Origin of the sequence: Sphingobium sp. MP9-4, assembly GCF_005281675.1 — a bacterium.
GTDB classification, from domain to species: domain Bacteria; phylum Pseudomonadota; class Alphaproteobacteria; order Sphingomonadales; family Sphingomonadaceae; genus Sphingobium; species Sphingobium yanoikuyae.
The window spans coordinates 73,476-100,224 of the sequence record NZ_LUFI01000020.1 but is presented as its reverse complement, the minus strand read 5'-3'; the positions used below and the strand labels follow the sequence as shown (position 1 = coordinate 100,224).

Genomic DNA, 26,749 nt, shown 5'->3' with positions numbered 1-26,749 from the left:
TCGGATCGACAACTCGGCCGTCATCATGGCCCGACCCGGGCCATGATGAACCGCGCTCTGGCAAATGGGCAAAGCGTCGCGATGCGGTAACAAGCGCCGAAGTGCGGTCGTTACATGCCGATAGCGGCACGGACCAGGGCCGCCTGGCCCAGGCGCTTACCAGCGGAGTGTGTGTGGCCTCGTCGCGAGACCCAACGGGAAAAATGGTTTTGTCGTAATCTTTGTCTAATGCTGGAAAAATATTTCAAAGGTGCCGAACATCGGGCCAGCCTGGCCGTTGGATGTATTGAGTCGGAAATGCATTCATCTGTTACCCGACTGTGATGAACCACTGACCGCACGGGCGTATAAGGCAGAAGACTGAATTGAAGAGCAAGGATATTCACGCGACGACGCCGGCCACCGATCATGGGCATACGGGGCCGCCCGCTTGCGTGCAGGTTCGCGGCGCACGCCAGAATAACCTCAAAAATGTTGACGTCGATGTGCCGCGCAACGCCTTCGTGGTGTTCACCGGCATATCGGGCTCGGGCAAGTCATCGCTCGCGTTCGGCACCCTTTATGCCGAAGCCCAGCGGCGTTATCTGGAATCGGTTGCGCCTTATGCCCGTCGCCTGATCGACCAGGCCGGCGTGCCGGAGGTCGACGCGATCGACGGTTTGCCGCCTGCGGTCGCCTTGCAGCAGCAGCGCGGCTCGGCCAACGCGCGATCCTCGGTCGGCAGCGTGACGACGCTCTCTAGCCTGGTGCGAATGCTTTATTCGCGCGTCGGCGAATATCCGCGCCATCAGCCCATGCTCTATGCGGAGGATTTCTCCCCCAACACGGTCGCCGGCGCCTGCCCGACCTGTCACGGCATCGGGCGCGTCTATGACGCGACCGAAGAAACGATGGTGCCCGACGACACGCTGACGATCCGGGAACGCGCAGTCGCCGCTTGGCCGGCGGCATGGCATGGCCAGAATCTGCGCGATATCCTCGTGTCGCTCGGCTATAACGTCGACACGCCGTGGCGCGATCTGCCGAAGAAGGATCGCGACTGGATTCTCTTTACCGACGAGGCGCCGACGGTGCCGGTCTATGCGGGCCTGACGCCCGAACAGACCCGCGTGGCGCTGAAGCGCCGCATGGAACCGAGCTATCAGGGCACCTTCACCGGCGCGCGCCGCTATGTGCTGGAAACCTTCGCCAACACGAAAAGCGCGCTGATGAAGAAGCGCGTCTCGCAATACATCATCGGACGCGATTGCCCGACCTGCGACGGCAAGCGCCTGAAGCGCGAAGCCCTGTCCGTGAAGTTCGCGGGCCTCGACATCGCCGAGTTAGGCGATCTGACGGTGTTGAAACTCCGGGACTTGCTCACGCCCGTCGCGCATGGCGAATATGGGGGCGCCGGGGCGGTCCCGAAGAGCCATGTCCTCGGCAAGGCGGCCCGCGATGCGGCGGTCGAACGGCGGGTCGCGGCAGGAGGTTCGGCGCACAAGAGCGCGCCTGACGTACGCCGCACGCCCAATCTCTCCGACGAGAAGCGGATCGCCGCCCAACGCCTTGCCTGCGAATTGATCGAGCGGCTGGACCCGCTGATCGATCTTGGCCTTGGCTACATTTCGCTCGACCGCAGCACGCCGACGCTCTCCTCCGGAGAGCTGCAGCGCTTGCGGCTTGCCACGCAATTGTCGTCACAGCTTTTCGGCGTGGTCTATGTGCTTGACGAGCCTTCGGCAGGGTTGCACCCGGCAGATGGCGAAGCCTTGCTCACCATCCTCGAGCGTCTCAAGGTGGCGGGCAACTCCCTGTTCGTCGTCGAACATGATCTCGACGTGATCCGCCGCGCGGAATGGCTCGTCGATGTCGGGCCAGGAGCCGGGGAAAAGGGCGGTGAAGTCCTCTACAGCGGGCCGATAGAGGGGCTTGCCGACGTCGAGACTTCGATCACCCGCCGCTACCTGTTCGCAGAGCCGCTCCGCAGTGAGCGCACACCGCGCGATCCCAAGGCATGGCTACGCCTGGAAGGGATCAGGCGGAACAATCTCCATTGTCTCGACGTCGAGTTTCCCATCGGCTGCTTCACCGCTGTCACCGGCGTTTCGGGATCGGGCAAATCCAGTCTTGTCAGTCAGGCGCTGCCCGAGCTCGTCACGGAACACCTCGGCGGCTCTCCCGTGGCCGAGGAGGAGGATATCGATCCGCTGCTCGATGTTGCGCAGAACGACACTGAAGGACGCATTGTCGCAGGCATGGAGCATGTTCGCAGGCTGGTGCGGGTCGATCAGAAACCGATCGGCCGCACGCCGCGCTCGAACCTATCCACCTACAGCGGCATGTTCGACCATGTGCGGCGGATCTTCGCTGATACGCCGCTCGCCCGCCGGCGGCACTACAGCCCGGGAAGGTTCTCGTTCAACGTCGCGCAAGGCCGCTGCCCTGTGTGCGAGGGCGAGGGATACGTCATGGTGGAACTGCTGTTCCTGCCGAGCGTTTTTGCCCCGTGCTCGATCTGTCATGGCTCTCGCTACAACCCGCAAACGCTCGAAGTCGAATGGAACGGGCGCAATATCGCCCAGGTGCTCGAACTGACGGTTGACGATGCGTGCGATTTCTTCGCTGGCGAGGCATCTGTGATGCGCTCCCTCGACGTGTTGCGGGAGATCGGTCTTGGTTATCTGAGGCTCGGTCAGCCGGCGACCGAGCTGTCTGGCGGGGAGGCGCAGCGCATCAAGCTGGCGACTGAACTGCAACGCGCTCAACGCGGCAACACGATCTACATCCTCGACGAGCCAACTTCGGGGCTTCACCCCTCCGATGGCGACCGGCTGATGCAACACCTGCAGGGTCTCGTAGACGCCGGCAATACCGTCGTAGTCGTCGAACATGACATGCGCGCCATCACACAGGTGGACTGGATCATCGACCTGGGACCGGGGGCCGGGGAAGATGGGGGCCGTATCGTTGCCAGCGGCGTCCCTGGCGTCGTTGCGGAAGCGGAAGGCAGTCTCACGGCCCGCTATCTCAAGGCGGCGCTGTAGGTCGTAAATCTGGCCGAACGCACGTTCGATCAGGTGCGTCTCAACCACACGTTGAATGGGTCGAATCTGGAAGCGGGAGCCGGCGATGTGTCACCGCGGTTGACGCGGCTTAGGGTTTGAGTGCCCGTCAGGTGCGCCGTGTTCGTGTGATACGCGGCGTGGGGGACGGCCAATCGCTGGCCATCCGCCACGCTCGCTTTGTGCGGACCTTCCCTAGGGAGAGGGCCCTCTCATGGTTTCGTCGAAACGCCCCGCCTTAATTCCCTGCTGCGGGCGCTACGCCGACACCTTCTGCGATTTCCTCAACGAGTTTGGCACAGAATGCGGGCAAATCATTGGGATCGCGGCTGGTAACAAGGCCGTTGTCGACCACGACTTCCTCATTGGTCCATGCACCGCCGGCGTTCTCGATATCGACCCTCAGTGTCGGGTAGGACGTCAAGGTGCGACCCTCAAGCACGCCCGCCTCGATCAATGTCCAGGGTGCATGGCATATAGCCGCAACAAGTTTTTTTTGATCGAAGAAAGCCCGGATAAAACCAATTGCCTCGACGCTGCCGCGCAGCTTGTCGGCACCGACAGTCCCTCCGGGCACAACAAGTCCGTCGAAATCGTCGGCTTTCACCTCGGAAAATGTCTTGTCGATAGTATAGCTGGCGCCCTCGTCAAGATCGCTATTGACTGTGCGAGCCTCGCCCGGTTCAAAACTGACCACGGTCACTTTGCCACCAGCGTCCTCGACAGCTTGCTTGGGCTTCGAGAATTCTGGTTCTTCCGTCCCGCGGGGTGCGATCAGAATGGCAATCGATTTGCCTTCCAAAGTCATAATTTATTTCCTATTCCGTCGAAGACTAAGGTCAGGTGCCCGGCTTGAGCACAACCTTCGTCCAGCCAGCATCGCGCTCGTCGAAATGCTTGTAGGCGTCTGGTGCCTGATCAAGCGGCAGTCGGTGCGAGATGATTTGGGCAGGATTGGCCCGGCCTTGCTCAATAAGCTTCATCAGTCGCCGGTTGTAGTGCTTTACATTGCACTGGCCGGTGCCGATCTTCTGGCCCTTGAACCAGAAGTTGCCGAAGTCGAACGCCATCTTGCCTTCCTTTTGGAGATCGTCGGGCGCGTTCGGGTCTTCCGGAATGAACACGCCGACGACACCGATTCCGCCGGTGGCCTTCGTGCTTTTGACGAGGCAGTTCATCGTGTAATTGCTGCGCTCCTTGCCGTGCCGATCGCAACACTGATACCCGACCGCTTCGACCCCCCGGTCGGTCCCGAGGCCGCCGGTCGCGTCAAGGATCTGCTGGGCGGGATCGCCCTTGCGCATGTCGATCGGAATAGCGCCCATCGCCTCGGCCAGTTTCAGGCGGTCATCGTGAGAATCGACCACGAAGATCTGAGAGGCACCGCGGATTTCGGCTGAGTGCGCGGCCATCAAACCGACAGGACCGGCGCCGTAGATCGCGATGCTTTCGCCAGGCAGGAAACCCGACAGTTCAACGCCATGCCAACCGGTCGGGAAGATGTCGGAGAGCATGACATAGTCATCCTCCTTCTCCTCAGCGTCCTCAGGCAGCTTCAGACAATTGAAGTCCGCATAAGGAACGCGCATCAACTCGGCCTGACCACCTTGCCACGGACCCATCTCGGCAAAGCCGTACGCTGCGCCGGCGGTTCCAGGGTTGGTCGTGAGGCAGAATCCCGTCAAACCGCGTTCGCAATTTTCGCAGAAACCGCAACCGACGTTGAACGGCATGCACACGCGATCGCCCTTCTTGATACGATCTACGGCAGCGCCAACTTCGATGACCTCGCCAAGGTTTTCGTGACCGAAGACCCGGCCCTTTTCGAAGCTGGTACGGCCCTCATACATGTGAAGGTCCGACCCGCAGATATTGGTCGTGGTCAGCCGGATGATAACATCGGTCTGCTTTTCAATCTTGGGATCATCGATGGTACTGACAGAAACATCTTTGGGCCCGTTGTACACGACAGCTTTCACGGATCCTTTCCTTTCGCAGCTCTTCTCAACGCGTCATCAAATCGAGACCTTGCTGATGATCCGGTCCATCGCAGCGGCGGAGGACATCGCACCCTTCCAAGTGATCTCAGTTTCCTGAACCTTGTGCTACCTGAGAGGTTCCTTCCCGTGGGCTATCCTGGGATCGATTCGCGGCGGTTTTCTGAATAACTGGGCCAGAATGGCCGAATAACGCTCTAAACGGAGGCGACCCGCGCCGCGCGGGAGGCGCGCCCGGCGCCCGAGCCGCCACCGACTGAGCCGGCGCCGCGCTCCAAAGCTCAGCCGCGCGCGAACGCCTGCGCCGCTGCCTCGGCCACGCTCTCGTCCTCCTTGCCGGTGCCGCCCGACACGCCCACCGCGCCGATCACCGTCTCGCCCTCCTTGATCGGCACGCCCCCGGCGAAGATCATCACCTTGCCGTCGTTGGAGGCATGGATGCCGTAGAAGTCGGCGCCCGGCTGGGCGAGCTTCGCCAGCGCCTTGGTCTCGACGTCGAACGCGCGCGCCGTCCACGCCTTGCCGATCGCGATGTCGACGCTGCCGCGCCACGCATCGTCCATCCGCGCGAACGCCAGGAGGCAGCCGCCCGCGGCCACCACCGCGATGTTCGTCGGGTTGCCGATCCGTTCGGCCCCCGCGATCCCCGCATCGATGATCGTCCGCGCGTCGTTCAGGTCGAGCGTCTGGATGGTGTGCATGGCGTGTCTCCGTGGCCAGTTCGGGGAAAACCGCTCAACACCGCCGCGCCCGCCCCTCCACGCGGGCGATGAGAGCGAAGCGCTAGGGTGCTGACCGCTCCGCTATTTTGCGGCCAGCAGGGTGACCTTGTGAATCTGCGGCAGTTCAGAAAACAGTTCTTCTGCCTTGTCCATCAGTGCGGCGGCAACCTTGCCGTCAAGATGGGCCTGCCGATCCTCCTCCGTGTCGAACGTATCGAAGATCGCGTACGCACCGGGGCCTTCCTCGATCGCATACCAGGTCAGAGTGCCCGGCTCAGCTTGAACGAGCGGCAATGCCGAGGTCAGAAAATCGGCGACATCGCGCTCTTTTCCGGGCTTGGCCTTCAGTGGTACATACAGGGCAAGTTTGGGCATTGATGACTCCTCAAATGAAACGGGCAGATATCATTCCGCAAAGTAAACGGACGAACGGGCCGGTCGTTCCCCTAGAGGCGGAGCACATGCGGCCCCGCCTCCTCGTCGAAATCAGAACTGCTGTGCGGTCGGCCGGATGACGATCGCGTTGACGTCGACGTCATCAGGTTGTTCGACAGCGAACGCGATAGCACGAGCCACGGATGCCGCCGGGATGGCCTGCTTGTAGAAGTCGAGCACCGTCTCGGCAGCAGTGCCCGACGTCGTGAACTTCAAATCGCTTTCGACAGCTCCAGGCTCGATTGACGTGACCCGAACCTTTTCACCCACCTCGTGGCGCAAGCCCTCGCTGATCGCGCTGACGGCGAACTTGGTGCCGGAGTAAACCGTGCCGCCCGGTGCGAAGACCTTGATGCCCGCAACCGAGCTCAAGTTGATGATGTGACCGCTGCCCTGCTCGAGAAAACCGGGCAGGGCCGCCGCGATGCCGTAGAGCGTACCCTTGAGATTGACGTCGATCATCTGGTCCCACTCGTCGGTGTTGACCTCGGCCATCGGACGGATCGGCATCAGCCCGGCGTTGTTGATCAGCACGTCGAGGCGGCCGAAGTCGGCAATGATTGCGGCGACGACGGACTGGACCGCCGATTTGTCGGTCACGTCCAGCGCGTAGCTACGTGCCGTGCCGCCAGTTGCGGCGATGTCCGCGACGACCTCGTCGAGCCTGTCCTTGCGCCGCGCGGCGATGGCCACCTTGGCGCCCCGTTCCGCGAGAAGACGCGCGGTTTCCGCGCCGATGCCGGTGCTGCCGCCGGTAATGAGAATGACCTTGCCTTCGATACCCTTGGTCATGATTGTATTCCTTCAAGTCAGTTGTTGAATTTTCGCCGGATCGCGGCCCCGCGCGAGCCTGCCCGGCCTGATGGGATCACTGTGAGCGCAAGAGGACGGGCCCGGCGCCCACCCGGATGCGGAGCAGCTCGTAAGGCTTGCGGCGCAAATCCCGCCCGCCGTGGAAGCCGGGTTGGCGGTGGAGCTGGTTGGCGGTGAAGTAGAGATAGCCGTCGGTGCCGATCGACAGTGTGTCGGGCCAGCTGATGCGGGGGTCGCTGACCACCGTCGTCCAGCGGCCCCGGTCGAGCACGCGGATCGCGTTGTTCTCGTAATCGCCGGCGAACACGCGGCCCCGGTCGTCTTCGGCAATCCCGTCCGAAGCGCCTTTGCGCCCCAGGCTGCGTACCGCGCGGGCCAGTTCCTCCTCGGTCACCGCAGGATCGCGCAGCATGGCCGTGGGCACCGCATGGAGCGTGCGGCCCGACAGCGGCCCGTAGTAGAGCAGGCTGCCGTCGGCGCTAAGCCCGATTGCGTCGCTTGCGATTGTTACCGGCGTCGCGGGGCCGTCAGCCGGACGGTTCATCAGCACCGCGCCGTCGACAACCGGGGTGAAGCCGCGTTCGGGATTGGTCGTCGCATGGTTGGACAGGCGCCGGATCGCACGCCCGCTGGCGATATCGAGAACGATGATGCCGCCGACACCGGCGTTGCTGCTGTCGGTGATGTAGGCGACGCCCTCGGCGCCCTGACGCAGATCGAAGCGCACGTCGTTGAGGTAGGTCGTGGGCAGCACCACGCTGGGAGGCAGGACGATCGTCTTCACCACCCGGTCGGTCGCAAGGTCGATTGCCACCAGCTTTGCACCGCCGGCCTGTGGTTGAGAGAATTTGGGCGCCGCCGTGTCGAGCACCCACAGGCGATTGGCGCCGTCTGCCACCACGCTCTGCACCGAGATGAAATGCCCCGCCGGGTCGGCCGGATCGGGCCGGTTGGTCGTGGCGTCGGGATAAGGCACCGCCTTGCCGTCGACCAACTCGGCTACGGTGAACGGCGCGTTGTCGCCCCATTGCGGGAAGTTGACGAAGATGCGCCCGTTGGGGGCGACGGTCACGCCAGTCGGCATCGCGCCATCGAAGGTCGCGACCTGTTCGATCTGGGGCGCGGATATACCCTCGCGGGTCGTCGAGCAGGCGGCAAGCGAGAGGGCAGCGCCAGCGGCAAGAAGCAGTTTGACGGAGATTTTCATGGGATCATTTCCTTGAGAATGCGGCCCGCTTCGTGGGGCTCGGACCGGAGATATTGCGGGGGCGCCTTGACCGATGCGCCGAGCGCGGTGGCGGCGTGCCAGGGCCAGCGCGGATCCCACAGCGCAGCGCGCGCTATCGCTATCGCGTCGGCATGCCCGTCTTCGAGGATGCGCTCCCCCTGGTGCGGATCGGTGATCATTCCGACCGCCACGACAGGCATGGCGACCGCGTCCTTGACCGTCCGCGCCAGCGGCACCTGATAGCCGGGACCGACAGGGATTTGCTGGCGCGGGTCGAGGCCGCCGCCGGAGACGTGGATTGCCGAACAACCGCGCCGCTCCAGCTCCTGTGCAAACAATGCGGTTTCCTCCGCTGTCCAGCCGCCTTCAACCCAGTCGGTCCCAGAAACGCGGACGGTCACCGGGCGGTCGGCTGGAAACGCTTCGCGCACGGCACCGAACAGTTCGAGCGGGAACCGCATCCGGTTGTCGAGGCTGCCGCCGTATTCGTCGTCGCGCCGGTTGGAGATCGGCGAAAGAAATTCGTGGAGGAGATAGCCATGCGCGGCGTGGATCTGGACGGCTTCGATGCCGAGCTTGCCGGCGCGCCGGGCGGCATCCGCGAACGCCTGCCGGATGCGGGCAAGCCCTGGCTTGTCCAGTTCGACAGGGGGATGGTCGTCCGGAGCGAAGGGAATGGCACTGGGTGCCACGGTCTTCCAGCCATTCTCCGCGTCGGGGGAAAGCTGCGCGCCGCCTTGCCACGGCTTGGCGCAGCTCGCCTTGCGGCCGGCATGGGCCAGCTGGATGATCAGCGGCATGTCCGACCAACGGCGCACACTTTCGAGCACGCTTCGCATCGCCGCTTCGGTACGGTCATCGTACAGGCCGACGTCACCGTAGGTGATGCGCCCTTCCGGGCTGACCGCGGTCGCCTCGATCGTCAGCGCGCCCGCGCCCGAGAGCGCCAACTGGCCGAGATGCATCTGGTGCCAGTCGGTCATCGCGCCGTCGACTGCCGAATACTGGCACATCGGCGCGATGACGATGCGGTTGGCGAGCCGCAGCCCGCCAACCTCAATCGGTTCGAACAAAATCGCCATCACCATTCGCCCGTGTTGGGCATGGAGGCCCAAGGTTCGGCCGGAGCCTTGTGTTCGCCCTTCTGCAGCAGTTCGATCGATATCCCGTCCGGCGAGCGGACGAACGCCATGTATCCGTCACGCGGGGGGCGATTGATGGTCACACCGCCCGCCTGCAGCCGCGCGCACGTTTCGTAGATGTCGTCGACCCCATAGGCGAGGTGCCCGAAGTTTCGGCCGCCCGTGTATTTCTCGGCAGGGCTGCCGTCCTCGGGCGGCCAGTTGTACGTCAACTCGACCTCGGCTTCGCCCTGCTCGCCGTCGCCGCGGAAATCCTCGTCGGCGGCAAGGTAGATCAGCGTGTAACGCCCGGCCTGGTTCTCCATGCGCCGGGTCTCCTTTAGACCCAGCAGCGTGAAGAACCGGATCGCCGCCTCGGGATGGGCGACGCGCAGCATGGTGTGGAGATAGCGCATGATCAGGCGACCTTGTCCTTGAGGGCTTCCATCACCAGCTCCGCGGTGCGGGTAGCGCTGGCGGGGTTCTGGCCGGTCACCAGATTGCCGTCGCGCAGGGCGAAGGGGGCAAAATCGGGGCCGCCCTCGTGCTTGCCCCCAAGTTCCTTGAGGCGCATTTCGATCAGGAACGGCACCGCCTGATCGAGGCCGACCGCGCGTTCCTCGCTGTCGGTGAAGCCCGCGACACGGCGATCGGCGACGAAGGGCGTGCCATCGGCCTTCTTCGCCGAGACCAGCCCTGCCGGTCCATGGCAGACGGCGGCGACGATCTTGCCTTCGCGATCGAAGCGTTCGACCAGGCGCGCCAGTTCGTCGCTGCCGGGGTAATCGAACATGGTGCCGTGGCCGCCGGGCAGGAACAGCGCGTCGTAGCCGGCGGGATCGATGCTTGTGAATACAGGGGTGCTGGCAACCTCGGCCTTCAGGGCCTCGTCCTTCAGATAGCGCTCGACCGAAGCGTCGTTCTCGCCGTCGGCGTTGACGCTGCGCTGGTCGACGGGGATGGCGCCGCCCTTGATCGAGGCCAGCGTCACCTCGGCGCCCGCATCGCGGAACGCGTAGTACGGGGTGGTGAGTTCCTCGAGCCAGACACCCGTCGGTTCGGTGCCGGGAGTCATGCGGTCGGCGGAGGTGGCCACCATAAGAATGCGGGTCATCGTCAGTTGTCCTATTCTAGTGATGTCGGGAACACGAGCAAACGCGCCCGCCGGCGCCGCGCCCGCCACCAGGACAGCGGTGAGGGCTTGCAGCAATTGGCGGCGATTTTGCATTCGATCGTTCCTTTCGGCGGCTTAGATACGCAGGGAACGGCATCATGAAATCCAGCGGGAATGGCGGACGGCCATAAATCCGCTTATGGAACCGCAATGTCCCTCCTGCAGTTGCGCACCTTCGTTGAAGTCTACCGCCGTCGTTCGCTGAGCGAGGCGGCCCGGGCAATCGGCATCACCCAACCGGCGGCGTCGCAGCACATCGCATCGCTCGAGGCGCAATTGGGCCGTCCCTTGTTCGATCGCCATTCGCGGGGTGTTCGACCAACAGCGATTGCCGACGATCTCGCGGCTTCGATCGGAAGCAGCCTCGACACGGCGGAATCGGCACTGGCCAGCGCGCGGGCCCGATCGTCGCGCATCTCGGGCACGGTCCACATCGCCGCGCCGTCGGACCTACTGGGAGAGATGATCGCGCCCCGACTGGCGCCGCTGCTGGATGCGGGGCTAGACCTGCGCCTGCATATCGGCGGGCGCGAGGCGCTCTATGCCTTGCTGCTCGAAGACAAGGTGCACCTAGCCGTCACCGCCTCGCAGCCCGAAGATCCGCGGTTGGCCTTTCATCCGCTGGGCGAAGAGCACCTGCGCGCCGTAGCCTCGCCCGCCGTGGCCATGCGGATTGCCGAATTGCCGCTTGCCGACGGGCTCAACCGGACGGCCCACCTCGCGTACGACCTCGACCGACCGCTGCTGCGTACCTGGCTCCATGCAAACCAGATCGAGCTGACGAGCCAGCCCGCGTTGACCGCGCCCGATCTGAGGGTGCTACGGTCGGGATTGTGCGCGGGTCTCGGCTGGACGGTGATGCCTGGCTATCTCACCCGCAGCGAACGCGCTGCCTGCACGCTGATCGAGATACCTGCCCCGGTCACGGTGCCGCGCAACGCTTACTACCTCGTCTGGGCACGCTCATCGCTGCGACACCCGCGCGTGGCCATGGCTCGGGACGCCCTGATTGCTGCACTCCGAAAATAATGGTGGCCACGCCTGTTGGGCCGTGAGCGCAATGTCGGGTCTGAACCAGTTGAGCGCTGGCGAAACGAATGGCGGCTTTCGGGATCGTCGGCTACAAGGCCGAACGTCCGAATTTAGGGCGCATTGCTGCCAGACGGTTTCACGGCGACCGAGCGGCAGGTTTTGGCAGAAGCTGTCGTTGAAAGCGCGACCGGCGAACGACGCATCTTGGTCGGCAACCGACGCCGCGTGAGCGGCAATTATCCTCGAAACCCGGCTTTTTTGCCGGACGTTCGGCTACCGGCCATCAGCGGAAGTCTCGCGGCTTGATCTTGATGCCCTCGGTTGGCTGGCCCGGGATGATACCCGATCCTAACCGCAGATCGGGGATATAGATGTCGCGAGGGTCTCGACCGAGCGGCCGCTGCTCGCGGTCGCGCGGGTCGGGTGCCATCGGGTTCCTGACGATATCCGCACGGCTCACCCGGTAGATATCGGCGACGTCGGTGCGGCGTCCGACGCTCGCCAGCATGCCCGACAGATCATCGAGCCGCTGCGCAATGACATGGATCACCTCGCCTTCGCGCTGGACCTGACCGCGCACCCCCATCATCGACGCGCCCAGGACAGTGCGGCGGTTCTTCTCGAAGACATTGGTCCATACGACGAGATTGGCGACATCCGTCTCATCCTCGAGCGTGATGAACATCACGCCCTTGGCGCTGCCGGGCTTCTGGCGGACCAGCACCAGCCCGGCCAGTTCGATCCAGCGCCCGTCGCGCGTGGTGCGCAACTGCTCGCAGGTGATCATCCGGCGCGCCTTGAGCTCGTCGCGCAGGAACGCAACCGGATGCGCGCGCAGCGACAGACCTGAGGCGCGATAATCCTCGACCACCTCCGCGCCTTCACCCATCTCGGCCAGGATGACGCTGGGCTCAATCGCTTCCTCGCGCAGCTTGCCGGCCCGCTCGTCCGCTGCTGCGAACAGCGGCAGCGCCGCGTTCCCGAGGCCCTTCACCGCCCAGAGGCCCGATCGCCGGTCGGCGCCGAGCGATCCGAACCCGTCGGCATCGCCAATCCGGTCCAGCGCGCCGCGCCCGACACCGGCACGGTGCTGGATTTCCTCGATGCTGGTATAGGGCCTGCCGCCCCGCGCGGTGATGATCGCCGCTGCATCCGCATTGGCCAGATCGCGCGCCATGCGCAGGCCGAGCCGCACCGCCTTGTAGCGACCGCGGCCCTCTTCAAGCGTGCAATCCCAGCGACTGGCATTGACGTCGATCGGGCGGATTTCGACGCCATGCTCGCGCGCGTCGCGCACGATCTGCGCCGGGGCATAGAAACCCATCGGCTGCGCATTGAGGAGGCTCGCGCAGAAGGCGTCGGGATGATGGCATTTCATCCAGGACGAGGCATAGGCGATCAGCGCGAAGCTGGCGGCATGGCTTTCGGGAAAGCCATAGGAGCCGAAGCCTTCAATTTGCTTAAAAGTTTTCTCGGCGAACTCCTGATCATAGCCCCGGCTGACCATGCCGCTGATGAGCTTGTCGCGGAAATGGCTGACGCCGCCTGTCAATTTGAACGTCGCCATCGCACGGCGCAGCAGGTCCGCCTCGCTGGCCGTAAAGCCCGCGCATTCGATCGCCACGCGCATGGCCTGTTCCTGAAAGAGCGGCACGCCGAGCGTCTTTTCCAGCACGCGGCGCAATTCCTCGGTCGGATAGGTCACCTCCTCCTCGCCGTTGCGACGGCGGCGATAGGGATGGACCATGTCGCCCTGGATCGGGCCGGGCCGCACGATCGCGACCTGGATGACGAGATCGTAGAAGGTTTTGGGCGCCATCAGCGGGATCGAGGCCATCTGCGCGCGGGACTCGATCTGGAAGACGCCCAATGTGTCGGCCCTGCGGATCATCGCATAGGTCGCGGGATCCTCGGCCGGGATGGTCGCGAGGTCGTGCCGCAGCCCCTTGTCGTTCTCGAGAAACTCGAACGCGCGGCGCATGCAGCTCAACATGCCGAGCGCAAGCACATCGACCTTCATGAAGCCGAGAAGATCGATATCGTCTTTATCCCATTCTATCACCTGGCGATCGTCCATCGCCGCCGGTTCGATCGGCACCAGTTCGTCGAGCCGGTCACGGGTCAGCACGAAGCCACCGGGATGCTGGGACAGATGACGCGGGGTGTCGATCAGTTGGCGGGCGAGGTCGAGCGTCAGCGCGAGGCGGGTGTCGCTCAAATCGAGGTTGAGCTCCTGCGCGTGCTTCTCCTCCACCCCCTCGCGGCTATAGCCCCAGATCGCCCCGGCCAGACCCGCCGTCACATCCTCCGACAGGCCGAGCGCCTTGCCGACTTCGCGCACCGCGCCGCGCGCCCGGAAGCGGGTCACGACGGCGGTGAGCGCCGATCGCGTTCGGCCATAGGTCTCGTAGATCCACTGGATCACCTCCTCGCGCCGCTCATGTTCGAAATCGACGTCGATATCGGGCGGCTCGCGCCGCTCGGCCGACACGAAGCGTTCGAACAGCAATTCCGAGCGCACCGGATCGATCGAGGTGATGCCGAGGACATAACAGACCGCGCTGTTCGCCGCTGACCCGCGCCCCTGGCACAGGATCTCGCGCCGCCGGGCCTCGGCCACGATCGCATGGACGGTCAGGAAATAGGGGGCGTAATCGAGTTGCCCGATGAGCTGGAGCTCATGTTCGAGCTGCCGGCGCACCTTGTTGTCGACGCCTTGCGGATAGCGCATCGGCGCCTTCTCCCAGGTCAGCCGTTCCAGTTCTTCCTGCGGGGTGCGGCCGGGCACCTGGATCTCGTCGGGATATTGATATTTGAGCTCGTCGAGACTGAATGCGCAGCGCCTAGCGAATTCCACGCTGCGCGCGACCGGGCTGCTATCCTTGAGATAGCGCCGGAACAGCCGCGTCATCTCCGCGCCGGTCTTGAGATAACGGTCGGCGAACCGCTCGCGCGTGCGGCCCAGCGTGTCGATCGTGCATTTCTCGCGGATGCAGGTGACGACATCCTGCAGCTGGCGGCGTTCGGGCACATGATAGAGGACGTCGTTGGTCGCGATCGTCGGCACGCCTGCGGCGGCGGCGATCCGCGACAGGTCGCGCAGCCGGATTGCGTCCTTTGGCCGCCGCCGGACCGACAGCGCCATATAGGTGCGCTCGCCAAACAGCCGCTTCGTGCGCGCCAGCGCGGCCTGCGTCGTGGCATCGGCCCGGTCGGGGACGAGCATCGCCAGCAGTCCCTCGTTCCAGTCGGCCACATCCGACCAGTCGAGATGGCAGGCCCCCTTGCCCGCGCGCGTCTTGCCGATGCTGAGCAGTCGGCACAGGCGTCCATAGGCCGCCTTGTCGGTGGGATAGACGAGGAGGGCGGTGCCATCGGTGAGATCGAGCCGGCAGCCGACGATCGCGCGGACGCCGGTCTGCCGCTCCGCGTCCCATGCGCGCACGATCCCGGCGACCGAATGGCGGTCGACGACGCCAAGCGCGGGCATCTCCATCGCCGCTGCCGTCGCGAACAGATCCTCGGGGCTCGATGCCCCGCGCAGGAAACTGAAATGCGTCGTCACCTGCAGTTCGACATAGCCCGGTTTGCCCGCGCTCATGCGAAGGCGCCGTGGATGAACCAGCGCATCGGGCCGGTCGCGGCGCTCTCGCCGTCGCCGGCGCGGAACAGCCAATAGCGGCCGCCACTCACCGTCTCGACCTGATAATAATCGCGCACGCTGAGCGGCTGTCGCCCCTCGATGCCGCCATCGCGCCACCATTCGCCATGCAGCCGCTCCGGACCGTCGCCCTGCGTCACCCGGTATCGCTTGCCGCGCCAGATGAACATGCGCGGTGCATCGTCGGGCAACAGCGCGATCACCTCGATCGGTTCTGGTTTGGCCAGCATACGCGCCGGGCGGGGCAGATCATCGTCCCATCCCATGCCGCGCGCCTCACCCAACGCCGGCGCGCCGGTCGCGGAGCGTTCGGGCATGCCGCTCGGGCAAGGCGCCATCCGGTGCAGGTTTCTGGAGCCGAAGCGGTTGGCGAGCGTATCGACCAGCGCAGCCAGATCGGGCCCGCGCCGGCCCAGCTGTTCGAGGCTTTCGCCCTGTCGCGGCGCGGCCGCCTCCATCAGCGAGACCAGCAGCGTCATCGCCTCGATGCCAAGACCCGGTTCAACCGTTTCGATCTTCGCGCAGAGCAATTTGGCGAGATGCCCCGCATCCCGGCTCGGCGTCGCCGTCCCGATGCGGATGACCTGACAATGGCCATCGACACGGTGGAAATAGCAATCGAGACGCCTGCCTCCGCGTCCTGCGCGGACAAGCTGTTCGACAATGTCGGCGACGAGATCGCCGATCACCTGGGCGAAAGCCTCGGGCGTCGCGATCGGCTCCATGAAACCGCGCCGCGCACGCGGCATCTGTTCCGGAAAGATCGGCTCTATGGGTTCGGCGACCTGTCCGATGGCCTGGTCGAGACGGCGATGCAGGCTGCGGCCAAACCGCTTGGCGAGCGGCGCGCGGGGTGCGCCGAGCAGTTGTTCGACCCGCTCGAAGCCAAGCTTGCGCAGCCCCTCGACGATTTCGGCTTCGAGCCGCAGCGCCGGGATCGGGAGCAGCTCCATCGCCCTGCGATGTTGCCCCGGTTCGATGACGACGGGCCTGCCGTCGCGGACATGCCGTGCGACCGCGTGCGCGCAGCCCGCCGTGTCGGCGACCGCGATATGCACCGCGACGCCGAAGGCCGCGATGCGGCGATGCAGATCCTTGAGCAGGGCGGTTTCGCTGCCGAAGAGCGAGGCGCAGCCGGTGATGTCGATCCACAGCCCGTCCGGGGCGTCGGGCGCCACGATCGGCGAATAGCGCTGCCCGGCCCACAGGGCGAGGCGCCGCAGGCCGTCCATGTCAGCGTCGGGCAGCGCGTCGATGACCTCCAGTTCGGGCGCAAGCATCCGCGCCTTGGTGACGGTCATGCCGGGCATAACGCCGAGCGCGCGTGCGGCAGCATCCACCGCCGCGACGATCCGGCGGCCATGGTCAGGAATTGCGGTGACGAGCGGTCCGTCGGGCGTGGTGCTGCAACGCCCTTCAGGCGGCGATTTGGCTGTCGCCCGCCGCAGCCGGTCGGTCGACCAGTGCGGCAGGTAGACCGATACGACCCGTCGCATCGCAGCCCTCCACAATCCATGCGTGCGGATTACCGCCGCGTACGCGCTCCAGCGCCAGCTGCCATCGCGGACGGCCAAGGCTCGGGATGCCGAGATCCTCGCTCGGGCTCGCGGTCACCCGCCAGCGCGTGATCGCCGCCGTGCCCTCGGCCGCTTGCGCGACTTTCGACGCGCGCCGGAAGATGAAAGCCGGCACGCCCGACGCTTCGGCTGCGAGCTGCAGCCGCTTGGAGGCGGTGGTGCTGTATTTGCCGATCTCGCCCACGACGCCGCCGATCCCGGCATGGCGCAGGCATTCCTCCATCGCGAGCAGCACATTAGTGTCGCTGCCCGCCTCGACATAGATCACCCGGTCAGGATGCAGTCCCGCGAGGTGGAGCGCGGGGGCAAACAGGTCGCGCCATCGCAGGCACCACAGCACCGGCCCCTCCATCCGCGCGAGAATGCCGGCCAGGAACACCGTCGCGCTTGCATCGTCGGCAAGGTCTGGGCTGCCCGCGACCTCATGGAGCGCGCCGCCGGCAATACCGCCGCCCGGCAGGCGCGCGTCGATCGCCTCGATCCCGAACGGCGTGGTTGCGTGGCATACGCCTTTGCCCTCGATCTGCGCAATATGCGCTCGCAGCTGATCAAGGACGGTGGCTTCACGCATGGCATTCAAAAGACTCGGGGTTTGATATGTTCTCTTTTTGTTCATACTGCTGCGATCGAGAGTCAAGCACCGGGTCCGTTCCGACTTGTTGACAGGAGGGCCCAAGTTGCGGGGGAGCGGGCATTTCATCTTTGAGAAAAAATTTTGCGGCCGGGCGGCGCGCGCCTGCGCGCAGGCTATGACGGCATCATCATGACCGCCTCTTTCGACCTTGACCGATTCGTCGCCGCACAGGCGCAGATCTATAACACGGCCCTTGGCGAGATCCGCCGCGGCGCCAAGCGCAGTCACTGGATGTGGTTCATCTTTCCGCAGATCGCCGGTCTCGGGTCGAGCGAGATGGCGCGGCGCTACGCGATCGCATCACTCGACGAGGCGCGCGCCTATCTTGCGCACCCGGTGCTGGGTGCCCGGCTGCGCGATTGCGTGGCGGCGCTGCAGGACCTCACCGGCACCAGTGCCGAGGCGGTGTTCGGTGGCATCGATGCGCTGAAGCTGCGCTCGTCCCTCACCCTGTTCGTCGAAGCCGGGGGCGGGGGGCTGTTCACGGCCGCGCTCGATCGCTGGTTTGGCGGCGAGGCCGATGCAGCGACGCTGGCGCGCCTGGCCCCGCGCTGAGGCGAGGAACCGCTCGCGCGTCGATCGGTTCTAAAAGACGAGGCCGCTTGTTTCCCCCCGCTCATGCGGCCCCTGATACGGACCCGCCGGTTCCCCCGTTCCGGCGGGTCCATTTCTTCCTCTTTCTGGACCTGAGCATAGGCGCCGTGACGCCTATCGCGCGCGGCACCAGTCGGGCTTGGGCTGGCGGCGCAGCCAGGGCCGTGCTGCGCCGATGCTGATCAGCCTTGCGGCCAGATCGCGCCCGTCGAGCGTGACGCGCGCGACAGTGCGATTATAGCTGCGCCCGATCCGCTCGAAGCGGATCGTCTTGCCATCGAGCAGGGCTTTCGCCTGGCGGGTCGCCGCCTTGCCGCGCGCGAGCTCGGCAGCGCATTTGGCCTGGCCGGCGCGGCTCTCGGGCGCATCGATATCGGCGATCCGAATCCGCTCGCCACTCATCAGGCGAAAGGTGTCGCCGTCGGTCACAGAGCGGATTTTGCCGGTCGCGGCGGGGAGCGCTGCCGCGCTCGACAGGGAGCAAACGAACAACAGGGCTGCGAGGGCGTGTCGGTAGGAAAGGGTCATCGGCCCCGCTCTAGCCGTCCTGACCATCACGAACAAAGGGGCAACCGGCGCGGCGTGCATCCTGGGCGACGGGGTCGGTGGCGGGACGTCTCATGCCGGCCGACGGGATCACCCCGCTCTTTGAGGCGCAATCCTTGGTCGCTCCCGCGGACCTATTCGATCAACCCGTAAAGGGTCCGTACGCTCACGCTACGGCCTTTTGCCGTGCCGCCAAAAGGTGATCGCGGCCACGGGAGCGACGCTTCGGGCGCCAGTCGAGCGGGGATGAACCCGCCGGCACCACAAGGAGCCTCGATATGTTCACCGATCTTGGGACCGCCCGCAAAAGCGCACTCACTCTCTCGAAGACCCTGATGGCCGCCACGATGGTCATCGCAATCGGAACGCAGTTCGCCGTCATCACCGCCGACGACTTCGATGGCGACGTCGCCGTGCTCAACGAATATGATCCCTTCGCCTGACAATCAGGCGGGGGCTGCCGCCCCCGCCGCCTTTCGAGATCCGTTGCCATTGGAAGACCTGCCGAGCCAGACCAGCGCCCATTATCTGCACTCGACCCTGCGCGAGCGCATTGTCGAGCATGTCTTTGTAGGCGAGGCGCTGCGGCGTCTATGGCAGCGCGGGATTACCGGAGTCGAGGTGCTGCGCTCGGAGTTCGATGCCGGCGGCTATGATCTGGTGATGAGCTACAAGGCGATTACCCGGCATATCCAGTTCAAGACGGTGACCTTGGGCGGGCGGGCGCCGCGCGTGACCGCAAACCTCAAACTCATGGAGAAGCCGAGCGGCTGCATCATCTGGATCGTGGTGTCACCCGACCTCGATCTCCTGTCCTATCTCTGGTTCGGCAATGCGCCCGATGTGCCGTTGCCCGATATTCGCGGCTTTCCGGTCGCACGCCATGCCAAGGGAACGGCGCAGGGCAAGAAGAACGAAAGACCGATGCACCGGGTGATCGCCAAGGGACAATTCGAGAAGGTCGCGACGCTCGATCTGATCCTGACCAGATTGTTCGGTCCGCTGGATTGAGGGAGGTCGGGGCACCGGCTGCGCCGGACCGGGCTCTAGGCTGACGCCCCGAGCCCCGTGCCGGGTCTCGGCCCTGCCGGGTAACGATCCCTTGCTGGAAAGGCGATTGCTCTAGCGGGCGGTCGGCCCAAGCAGCGTCTCGGCCGTGACCGGCGCGACGCCATTGGCGAGGCCCTCGGCGAGGCCGGGATCGCCCAGCAATGTTCGCCATGGACCGCCATAGCCGGGCGAGGCCAGATAGAAGGCCGCACCGTCACAGGCGACCATGCGGCAGCGCTCCTGTACGTCGATGAGCGAACCGCTGCTGCCATGGCGCGCGACCATGTCGTCCAGGTCGACACGCATCAGCGCCCCGCACCGCCGGCATTGGCTGCGCACCAGGACTTTGTGCCGCTGCATCGCGCCGATGCTGCGCAGCGCGACAGGCCAGAGGATGTGAAGAGCAGCGGTCATCGGGCAATGATAGTCCGCGTCACCGTCCGGTCCAGCATTCTGATGCCCGTCCAGCGAAATCACCTGTTCCTGTGTGCCGCCCAAAGCTCGGGTGTCATCACCATGTCCGGGTCTCGCCGAGGCGCTGTCCCGCGCAAGCCCGTGGCCGGGCTTCTCCACTGCCGTTGCGACCCTACGGGTGCGCGAGCCTGCTGTGCCCCGGCGCGCCGGCCCGTGTTGAAAGACCCCGATCGGCGGGGTTTCGAACGCACAGGACAGATCGCATGCCCGAGCATCAGAGCCATACCTCTTCGCAGCCCGATCGCACTGCAACCATCGCCCAGCTCAATGACGCGCTGCGCCGCTCACTCACCCAGCCAGGCCATAACCGCGTGGTCATGACCATCGGCGTTCAGAGCCTGATCGGCGACGTCAGCCTGTTCCGCAACTTTCAGGCCCGGGCGCAATTGCTGCGCACCATCCGCGACTATGACAGCTTCGGTCCCGACGTGGATCCGCATGGCGAGCGCGATTTCGGCCGGTTCACCTTCCGCGACGCGGTGCTCTACTGGAAGATCGACTATTATGACCGCGCGCTGGAGTTCGGCTCGCCCGATCCGACCGACGAGAATGTCACCACGCGCGTGCTGACCATTCTTCTCGCGCAAGAGTATTAAGCCATGCTGGCCCCGCGCGGCGGGGCCAGCCCTCCTCATGAAGGCGGTGCCGGGCAAAGTCTGCTCGAGCAGACTTTGGTGCGCGCTGCGCCGGTCGTGCCGGGGAGACGCCTCATCGCGACCGTATTGAATTCAATACGGTGGGCGCGGATCATCCGGGCAGCGCGAGAGGAGAGAGAGCATATGGTGACGGAGGGGCAGGGGAGCGAGGAACGGCGCTCGGCCTTTCTGCAGCTGCGGGTCACCCCGCAGATGCACGCCGCGATCGCGAGGCTCGCGCTCGACCACGATAATATCACCATCCGCGCGCTCGTCATGAACGCGCTGAAGCAAACCTATGGTCTTGATGTCCCCGATGCGGAACTTCGCGACCAACGCGGCCGGCAGCCCCGGCCCGCGGCTGCTACAGGAGACTGATCATGGCGGAATATTTTTCCCAGCATCCCGATCACGCGATCCTCTTCGGTTTCGCGTGCTTCGCCTTCACCGTCTATCTGTTCCGCGATGTCGGCCCCCGGTTCGGCAGCGGCGGCGGGGACTGGTCGGCGCGCGACCATTATGAGCGCAACCTTCGCAACGGTGGCGACGATTTCTGAGCGCGGCGCCTGGCAGGGAAACATGATGTGAAGACCATCGTCATCAGCCTGCTCAAGGGCGGCGTCGGCAAGACCTTCTTTGCAACCCATCTCGCCTGGTATCTGGCCGAGCAGGCAGGGCGGCGGGTCGCGTTCATTGATCTCGATCCGCAGGGATCTTCGACCCGCCGGCTCGCGAAGGAACGGACCGGCTGGTTTTCCGCCGACCTGTTCGATCCCGACGCAAAACTGGCGCTGGACGACGCAGCCGGCATCACCGTGTTCGCGGCCGATCCGCGTCTCGAGATGGTCAAGGCCGCGCAGGACGTGCATGACTTTATCGTCCGCTTCCGCGAGCTGCCTCACCACTTCGATTATTGTGTGATCGACACCGGACCCAAATGGGACGAGCTCACCTTGAGCGCGATGGCGGTCGCGGACGAAGTCATCGCGCCGGTTCAGGTCGCCGAGGATTCGCTGGAATGCGCCAAGATGCTGCTGACCGCGCTCAAGAAGGCCGAGGGCGCGCGCGGCGGGCGCAAGGTCAATTTCCTCGGGCTGCTGCCCTCGATGGTCAATGCCTTCGACAAGCGGGACATGGACAATGCGGTCAAGCTCACCCAGGCGGTCGGCCCGGCGCTCATGTTCCCGGCCTTCGTGAAGGCGCGCCCGACCTACAAGCATTCGGCCGAGAACCATCATGCGGTCTGGCATGAAACGGGCAGCGGCGCCAAGGCGGCCTCGGACGAGATCCGCTCGATCCTCGCCGAAGTAGAACGGCGCGTCGATGCGCGGGCGAAGGAGAGCGCCTGATGGGCAAATTCGATCAGCGCGCCGAAGAGTTCGGAATGCTCGTGGGCGCGCATGAGAGCGCACGGCGCGTCGAGGACTTGCCGCTCGACTGGGTGATGCCCGACCCCGGCAATCCGCGCACGCACTTCGACGAAGTGGAACTCGCCGAGCTTGCAGCGTCGATCGAGGTGCGCGGCGTGCTGCAGCCGATCATCGTTCGCCCCAGGAATGCGGACGGCAAACATGTCATCCGCATGGGCGAACGGCGCTACCGCGCATCGCTCGCGGCGGGCAAGACGACCATTCCGGCGATCGTCAGCGAAGCGGGGGAGGGCGGTGACGTCCTCGCCGATCAGATCGTCGAGAATGATCAGCGCGCCAGCCTCTCGTCGCGTGAACTCGCGCTTGGCGTCGAGCGCATGCTGGCGCAGGGCAAGACCCAGGCCGAGATCGCCAAGGCGCTCGGCCGGTCCAAGCAGTTCGTCTCGCTCTACGCAGCCTATGGCGAGATGGAGCCTTATCTGCGCGAGGCGATCGACAAGGCCCCCATCCGCGTCCTCTACGATCTCCACCGCGCCGCCCGCAAGCATCCGGTCGAGGTGCGCGGGTTCGTCGCAGGACTGGGCGAGCGTGGCGTCACGCTTGCCGAAGGTAGCCGGTTCATTGCCTCGCTCAAGGGTGCGGTCGATGCCGGTTCCGCGCCTGCGCCCACCGCGCCGGCAGCCGTGCCCGCCGCACCATCGCCAGCCAAGCCGACGGGCCGGGCAGGGCACGCGCGTCCGATCGTGGCGCCCAGCCCCGTCAAGGTGATGGTCGGCGCCCGATCCGCCCGGCTCATATTGCCCGAGCGCGTTCGGGTGGTGTTCGATGACGGCGATGAGGGTGAGGTCGCCTCGCGCGATCTGTCGTTCGAATGAGCGCTGGACTGGAGTAGGCTGTTTCTCAACCTGCGATGAGTCGCTTCGCGCAAGGAGGCATGATGACCGGCGAACTGGACGATATCTGCGCACAGGTGGATTGCCCGAAATGTGGAGCCGAACTGAGTGTTCCGTACCGGCAGATGCGCTTGCAGAAAGCCGCTGCCTGTTCCTGCGGCGCGATGATCCGGCTCGAGGATGATACGCCGATCGCGGCCATCCAGCGCTTGATCGACGAGGCCAACCCGCCGCACCCGGACAATGATGGGTAGCGCTGGCCCCGGCCAACAGCACCACTCACTCCGCGTCAGTAAGCTTGAATTTTCAGATCGAATGATGGCGGCATCCCTCCTTCAGGGATGCCGCCATTTTCTTTTCAACGATCATTTCGGGCTTGCTTGCGCAGCCGGTGAGGCGCTTCTTCCAGAGAGGCTGCGAGTCTGCTTGAGCAGACTATGGAAGGGGTCAATTAAGGTGAGGGCCGGATAGGCTTGTCGCCGGGGATGTTTAACAATAGGATGGCGCATGGCTTTTTTCGGCCTCCGCCTGCCCGATGATCTCGCGGCGCGCTTCGATGCGATGGCAGCCTCCCGCGGCGGCCGCTCGGCACTGCTGCGTGGGCTGGTCGACGAGGCGCTGCGCACGAACGCGGACGATGTCGTGGTGCCGGCGCCTCGCGAGCGCACGACGGGCCGGGTCGAGGTTCGCCTGACCCCGAGCGACCTGGCCTTGCTCGATGCGGCGGCGGAGGCGCGTGGCCTCAAGCGCACCGAATGGATCGTTGCCCTTTTGCGCCGGCGTCTCTTCGGCAAGGCACCGCCACCGCGTCCCGATCGCGCGGCGATCGCGCAGTCCTGGCGCGAGCTCAACCGCATCGGCATCAACCTCAATCAGGCGGTCCACGCTCTGCACGCCGCGACGATGGTCGATTCCGGCCTCGACCTCGCACGGGAGGCCGCTCGCGTTGCGTCCTTCCGCGATGATGTGGACAAGAAGCTCGCGGCGCTGGGCCAGGCGCTCAAGGGCGATGCGAGCTATTGGGATACGCCGGCATGAGCGGCGGCGACGAAGACGTCCTGCCGCTCCCGAGCCTGATGGAGGCCTGGCGCCCGCCGAGCGGCGGCAAGCGTACGTTGAAAGGCGCGACGTTGCGGATACGGGGCGGCCGGAGCAGTGCGGGCGGTGATGGCTCGGCCATGCTCACGCCCGCGCAGGCGCGCGCCAAGCTCGAGCGCATCGTGCGCAAGGCGCCCGAGGTCATGGTCAAGATCTCGGGCAAGCAGCGGGGGCCTGCGCATCTCTCCGAGCATTTCGGCTACATCTCGCGGCATGGCAAACTCGAGGTGCGCAGCAGTGAAGGCGAGATCATCACCGACGAGAAGCGGCTGAAGGCAATCGCCAGCGACTGGGCGATGCTCGACGATGCGATGAACCCGACTGGACGCGATCGGCCGACGTCGATGTCGATGGTGCTGTCGATGCCGGGCGGCACGACCGATGCCGCGACCATCCATGACGCAGTTCAGGCTTTTGCCCGCGTCGAGTTTGAGGGGCAGTTTGCCTATATGGTCGCGCTGCACACCGACACGGACCATCCCCATGTTCATCTGACCGTCGCCACCCAGGGCGAGGACGGCACCCGGTTCAATCCGCGCAAAGCCGACCTGCATCATTGGCGTGAAAGCTTTGCGCATGAGCTGCGCGAGCGGGGGGGCGCCGCCGAAGCCACGCCGCGCCGGGCGCGGGGCCATGTCCAGAAGCGCATCCGCTCTTCGGCGCGGCATCTCGACGCGCGGACCGACGGCCTTGGCGCAGGAGAGGGCAAGGGGCTCGACATTCACCGCCTGACCGAAGAGCGCGCTGAAACCTTCGCGAACTCTGCCGAGCCCGAACGCAGGGCCGAGGATGTGGCGGCGCTTGGCCGTCAGAAGTTCATTCGTGCGACCTATGCGCAGGCGGCCGCCGCGCTCGCGGCAACGGGCAAGGAAGAGGATCTGGCGCTGGCGCAGGATGTGACCAGCTTCGTGGCCGCCATGCCGCCGGCCGTGTCCCGGCGCCTTGCCCGTGCGCGTGAGATCATGATGGCGCAGCGCGCAGCCGGGCAGGGGGAGCGCACGCCAGAGATGGGATCCAAGGCTGCGGACAAGCCAGACCGGGAGCCGCACAAGCCGCGTGACCGGGAACGCTGAGCGATCGGTTGCGCCGCGCCGCTAGTTGGGCGGGGCGCTGCGGGCCGCGAGGGTACGTAGCATCGACACCCATTGGTCCAGGATTTCGGCCTGATCGGGATCGGTCTCGCGCGTGACGCGCGCATAGACGCTCAGAGCGCCTGCAAATTCCTCCAGGGATGCGACGCCAGCGCGCGCCAGTAGAGCGCCGATGATCCCGAGGGTCCCGCCGATCGCGCTGACGACCGGATCCTTGTCTTCAGGCTCCATCAAAAAGCTGGAGAGACGGACAGACGTCCACCAAAGCTCAGGTCGTTGATCACGCTCCAGTTCCCTTTGTCGAGCGCTCGCGCCACCCCGAAGCCATCTTCTCCGGACAGCCGGCGGCACGCCCTGAATTATGAGGCGTGCCGGCGTTGGAACCGGGTGTTCGAAACCTGAAACGAGACAGGCGCGGCCGCCTTTGGGCCGGGTGGCCTTGGACATACGCGTCCGCCACCCGGTCTCCATAGCTGGGACCGGCTCTCGCTTTTGAAGGTTTCGACGCCTCCACCCATGTCTCCACGGGCAAGGTCAATTAGGCCAGATCGGGTCGAATTTGCAATCACGAAGGCGACTTAGGACGTCGCCAATTCGAATTTTCAACAGGGGAAAGGGAACGCGATACGCTGCTGGGCGCGCGCATCCTTGCTACTCTCGCGCCATGAAACGCCTTCACTCTCGATGGCGGGCTCGACGCGACACCCGCGCTATCTCCACCCTTCGCGAGATCGAGCAGTCGATCGGGGCGCTTGGCGACGAAGATCTTCTCGATCTCGAGGACATATTTGGGACCAGCGACACAGCGCCGCTCGGACGCATGGCGAGGTCGGAAATGGCGCGCAGGGGTCTTCGCGCCTGACTGGCGCTGGCTAGTTCGTCTCCGCCGATTTTGCCGCGCGGCGCGACCACAGCTCGGTGGTCCTGTCCATCTCGATCAACTTGTCCGGGAACACCCGATCCCGGAACGCTTCAACATCGGCGAGCGAGCCGTGCAGCCATCGATCATATTCGTCCTCCTGTAGCAGGACGGGCATTCGGTTGTGGACCGGTGCGATCGCTGCGTTCGCATCGGTCATCAGTCCCGAATAGACTGCACCCCATTCATCGCTGTGCCGCCACATCCCCGCCCAAGCGAAGATCGGGGCATCCTTCACGCGAAACCAGGTCCGGGTCATCGATCCCTTCTCGCCTTCTGCCTCGGCAAATCCCGTCAGCGGAATGAGGCAACGCCACTGAGGCTTGGGCGCGATCCCCCGCCACATGAAGTTGGTGAGATCAGCGATATTGTTGACCGGCTTCGGCTTGATCGGGACACCGGTCTTCTTGCTCTTCATGGGTCGGGGAAAGCCCCAGACCATCGATTCAAGTACCCTCTCGCCATCGGCCTCGCGCACCACCATTCCCGGATATCCCGGCAGGGTCTCCTCGGGCGTGTTGAACGACGCCGGTGCGGCAACACCGAAATGGGCGGCGACCTCGGCAGCGCTTTTGCGCACGGTATAGAGATTACACATGGCTACCCTCGGCGAGGCGACTGTACGGGTTCTTGCTCACTGC

At 65.1% G+C, this 26,749-nt stretch carries 29 protein-coding genes; 13 read left to right on the top strand and 16 right to left on the bottom strand.

Annotated features, from left to right (window positions below; all coding sequences use genetic code 11):
- Positions 1-434 precede the first annotated feature (434 nt).
- Positions 435-3,026, top strand: a complete 2,592-nt coding sequence (locus A0U87_RS26985; RefSeq protein ID WP_137405260.1) for an excinuclease ABC subunit UvrA — start codon at positions 435-437, stop codon at positions 3,024-3,026.
- 256 nt (positions 3,027-3,282) lie between these two features.
- Here the strand turns inward: A0U87_RS26985 and A0U87_RS04740 are convergent, their stop codons facing one another.
- The 9 genes from A0U87_RS04740 to A0U87_RS04700 all read right to left on the bottom strand — a co-directional run bounded on the left by A0U87_RS04740 (position 3,283) and on the right by A0U87_RS04700 (position 10,588).
- Positions 3,283-3,852 (bottom strand): type 1 glutamine amidotransferase domain-containing protein, encoded by a 570-nt coding sequence (locus tag A0U87_RS04740; protein WP_137405256.1) that lies wholly within the window; start codon positions 3,850-3,852, stop codon positions 3,283-3,285.
- 31 nt (positions 3,853-3,883) lie between these two features.
- Positions 3,884-5,023, bottom strand: coding sequence for a glutathione-independent formaldehyde dehydrogenase (locus tag A0U87_RS04735; RefSeq protein ID WP_009823884.1), 1,140 nt, complete (start codon positions 5,021-5,023; stop codon positions 3,884-3,886).
- 299 nt (positions 5,024-5,322) lie between these two features.
- A complete protein-coding gene (locus A0U87_RS04730; RefSeq protein ID WP_136187715.1) occupies positions 5,323-5,742 on the bottom strand; it encodes a heme-binding protein in 420 nt (139 codons plus the stop codon).
- 102 nt (positions 5,743-5,844) lie between these two features.
- On the bottom strand, positions 5,845-6,138 hold the full coding sequence (locus A0U87_RS04725; RefSeq protein ID WP_136187716.1) for an antibiotic biosynthesis monooxygenase: 294 nt from the start codon (positions 6,136-6,138) through the stop codon (positions 5,845-5,847).
- A gap of 111 nt (positions 6,139-6,249) precedes the next feature.
- Positions 6,250-6,990: an SDR family oxidoreductase gene (locus A0U87_RS04720; RefSeq protein ID WP_137405255.1), complete on the bottom strand. Its 741-nt coding sequence runs from the start codon at positions 6,988-6,990 to the stop codon at positions 6,250-6,252.
- 76 nt (positions 6,991-7,066) lie between these two features.
- Positions 7,067-8,218, bottom strand: a complete 1,152-nt coding sequence (locus A0U87_RS04715) for an L-dopachrome tautomerase-related protein (protein ID WP_137405254.1) — start codon at positions 8,216-8,218, stop codon at positions 7,067-7,069.
- A complete protein-coding gene (locus tag A0U87_RS04710; RefSeq protein WP_170978357.1) occupies positions 8,215-9,321 on the bottom strand; it encodes an NADH:flavin oxidoreductase/NADH oxidase in 1,107 nt (368 codons plus the stop codon). Before A0U87_RS04710 ends, A0U87_RS04715 begins: the two co-directional genes overlap by 4 nt.
- A complete protein-coding gene (locus A0U87_RS04705; RefSeq protein WP_137405252.1) occupies positions 9,321-9,779 on the bottom strand; it encodes a VOC family protein in 459 nt (152 codons plus the stop codon). The genes A0U87_RS04710 and A0U87_RS04705 overlap by 1 nt, the downstream gene beginning before the upstream one ends.
- On the bottom strand, positions 9,779-10,588 hold the full coding sequence (locus A0U87_RS04700) for a type 1 glutamine amidotransferase domain-containing protein (RefSeq protein ID WP_240700502.1): 810 nt from the start codon (positions 10,586-10,588) through the stop codon (positions 9,779-9,781). The genes A0U87_RS04705 and A0U87_RS04700 overlap by 1 nt, the downstream gene beginning before the upstream one ends.
- Before the next feature lie 96 nt (positions 10,589-10,684).
- Here A0U87_RS04700 and A0U87_RS04695 point away from each other — a divergent pair, with 96 nt between their 5' ends.
- A complete protein-coding gene (locus tag A0U87_RS04695; RefSeq protein ID WP_031297874.1) occupies positions 10,685-11,563 on the top strand; it encodes a LysR family transcriptional regulator in 879 nt (292 codons plus the stop codon).
- Positions 11,564-11,849: 286 nt separating this feature from the next.
- Here the strand turns inward: A0U87_RS04695 and A0U87_RS04690 are convergent, their stop codons facing one another.
- From A0U87_RS04690 to A0U87_RS04680, 3 genes are read right to left on the bottom strand one after another with little or no spacing between them, the layout of a single operon-like run.
- Positions 11,850-15,167, bottom strand: a complete 3,318-nt coding sequence (locus tag A0U87_RS04690; protein ID WP_066858779.1) for an error-prone DNA polymerase — start codon at positions 15,165-15,167, stop codon at positions 11,850-11,852.
- Positions 15,164-16,723 (bottom strand): DUF6504 family protein, encoded by a 1,560-nt coding sequence (locus A0U87_RS04685; RefSeq protein ID WP_066858781.1) that lies wholly within the window; start codon positions 16,721-16,723, stop codon positions 15,164-15,166. The genes A0U87_RS04690 and A0U87_RS04685 overlap by 4 nt, the downstream gene beginning before the upstream one ends.
- A complete protein-coding gene (locus A0U87_RS04680; RefSeq protein WP_004212811.1) occupies positions 16,644-17,375 on the bottom strand; it encodes a hypothetical protein in 732 nt (243 codons plus the stop codon). Before A0U87_RS04680 ends, A0U87_RS04685 begins: the two co-directional genes overlap by 80 nt.
- A 192-nt stretch (positions 17,376-17,567) precedes the next feature.
- Between A0U87_RS04680 and A0U87_RS04675 the strand changes: the two genes are divergently transcribed.
- A complete protein-coding gene (locus A0U87_RS04675; RefSeq protein ID WP_037509379.1) occupies positions 17,568-17,993 on the top strand; it encodes a DUF1810 domain-containing protein in 426 nt (141 codons plus the stop codon).
- A 153-nt stretch (positions 17,994-18,146) separates the two neighbouring features.
- Here A0U87_RS04675 and A0U87_RS04670 read toward each other — a convergent pair whose 3' ends face one another.
- Positions 18,147-18,560, bottom strand: a complete 414-nt coding sequence (locus A0U87_RS04670) for a thermonuclease family protein (protein WP_004212806.1) — start codon at positions 18,558-18,560, stop codon at positions 18,147-18,149.
- Between the two features lie 296 nt (positions 18,561-18,856).
- Here A0U87_RS04670 and A0U87_RS26110 point away from each other — a divergent pair, with 296 nt between their 5' ends.
- Positions 18,857-19,021, top strand: a complete 165-nt coding sequence (locus A0U87_RS26110) for a hypothetical protein (RefSeq protein WP_004212805.1) — start codon at positions 18,857-18,859, stop codon at positions 19,019-19,021.
- Positions 19,022-19,070: 49 nt separating this feature from the next.
- Positions 19,071-19,589, top strand: coding sequence for a hypothetical protein (locus tag A0U87_RS04665; RefSeq protein WP_099234223.1), 519 nt, complete (start codon positions 19,071-19,073; stop codon positions 19,587-19,589).
- Between the two features lie 111 nt (positions 19,590-19,700).
- Here A0U87_RS04665 and A0U87_RS04660 read toward each other — a convergent pair whose 3' ends face one another.
- Positions 19,701-20,126: a hypothetical protein gene (locus A0U87_RS04660; protein ID WP_230588558.1), complete on the bottom strand. Its 426-nt coding sequence runs from the start codon at positions 20,124-20,126 to the stop codon at positions 19,701-19,703.
- A 179-nt stretch (positions 20,127-20,305) separates the two neighbouring features.
- Between A0U87_RS04660 and A0U87_RS04655 the strand changes: the two genes are divergently transcribed.
- From A0U87_RS04655 to A0U87_RS04625, 8 genes are all read left to right on the top strand, one after another.
- On the top strand, positions 20,306-20,698 hold the full coding sequence (locus tag A0U87_RS04655) for a DUF3768 domain-containing protein (protein WP_004212795.1): 393 nt from the start codon (positions 20,306-20,308) through the stop codon (positions 20,696-20,698).
- Between the two features lie 3 nt (positions 20,699-20,701).
- Complete coding sequence (locus A0U87_RS04650) at positions 20,702-21,115, top strand: hypothetical protein (protein WP_137405251.1); 414 nt, start codon at positions 20,702-20,704, stop codon at positions 21,113-21,115.
- A gap of 2 nt (positions 21,116-21,117) precedes the next feature.
- Positions 21,118-21,294: a hypothetical protein gene (locus A0U87_RS26105; protein ID WP_004212791.1), complete on the top strand. Its 177-nt coding sequence runs from the start codon at positions 21,118-21,120 to the stop codon at positions 21,292-21,294.
- 27 nt (positions 21,295-21,321) lie between these two features.
- A complete protein-coding gene (locus A0U87_RS04645) occupies positions 21,322-22,086 on the top strand; it encodes a ParA family protein (protein WP_137405250.1) in 765 nt (254 codons plus the stop codon).
- The gene (locus A0U87_RS04640; RefSeq protein WP_004212789.1) at positions 22,086-22,982 is read left to right on the top strand and encodes a ParB/RepB/Spo0J family partition protein; all 897 of its coding nucleotides are present in this window, start codon (positions 22,086-22,088) and stop codon (positions 22,980-22,982) included. Before A0U87_RS04645 ends, A0U87_RS04640 begins: the two co-directional genes overlap by 1 nt.
- 59 nt (positions 22,983-23,041) lie before the next feature.
- Positions 23,042-23,254, top strand: a complete 213-nt coding sequence (locus A0U87_RS04635) for a hypothetical protein (RefSeq protein ID WP_230588560.1) — start codon at positions 23,042-23,044, stop codon at positions 23,252-23,254.
- A gap of 253 nt (positions 23,255-23,507) precedes the next feature.
- Positions 23,508-24,038, top strand: coding sequence for a hypothetical protein (locus tag A0U87_RS04630; RefSeq protein WP_004212787.1), 531 nt, complete (start codon positions 23,508-23,510; stop codon positions 24,036-24,038).
- Positions 24,035-25,171: a relaxase/mobilization nuclease domain-containing protein gene (locus tag A0U87_RS04625; protein WP_137405249.1), complete on the top strand. Its 1,137-nt coding sequence runs from the start codon at positions 24,035-24,037 to the stop codon at positions 25,169-25,171. Before A0U87_RS04630 ends, A0U87_RS04625 begins: the two co-directional genes overlap by 4 nt.
- 21 nt (positions 25,172-25,192) lie before the next feature.
- Here A0U87_RS04625 and A0U87_RS26420 read toward each other — a convergent pair whose 3' ends face one another.
- Both A0U87_RS26420 and A0U87_RS04610 read right to left on the bottom strand, forming a co-directional pair.
- The gene (locus A0U87_RS26420) at positions 25,193-25,420 is read right to left on the bottom strand and encodes a hypothetical protein (RefSeq protein WP_004212785.1); all 228 of its coding nucleotides are present in this window, start codon (positions 25,418-25,420) and stop codon (positions 25,193-25,195) included.
- Positions 25,421-26,061: 641 nt separating this feature from the next.
- Positions 26,062-26,706, bottom strand: coding sequence for an SOS response-associated peptidase family protein (locus tag A0U87_RS04610; RefSeq protein WP_004212784.1), 645 nt, complete (start codon positions 26,704-26,706; stop codon positions 26,062-26,064).
- Positions 26,707-26,749: the final 43 nt, after the last annotated feature.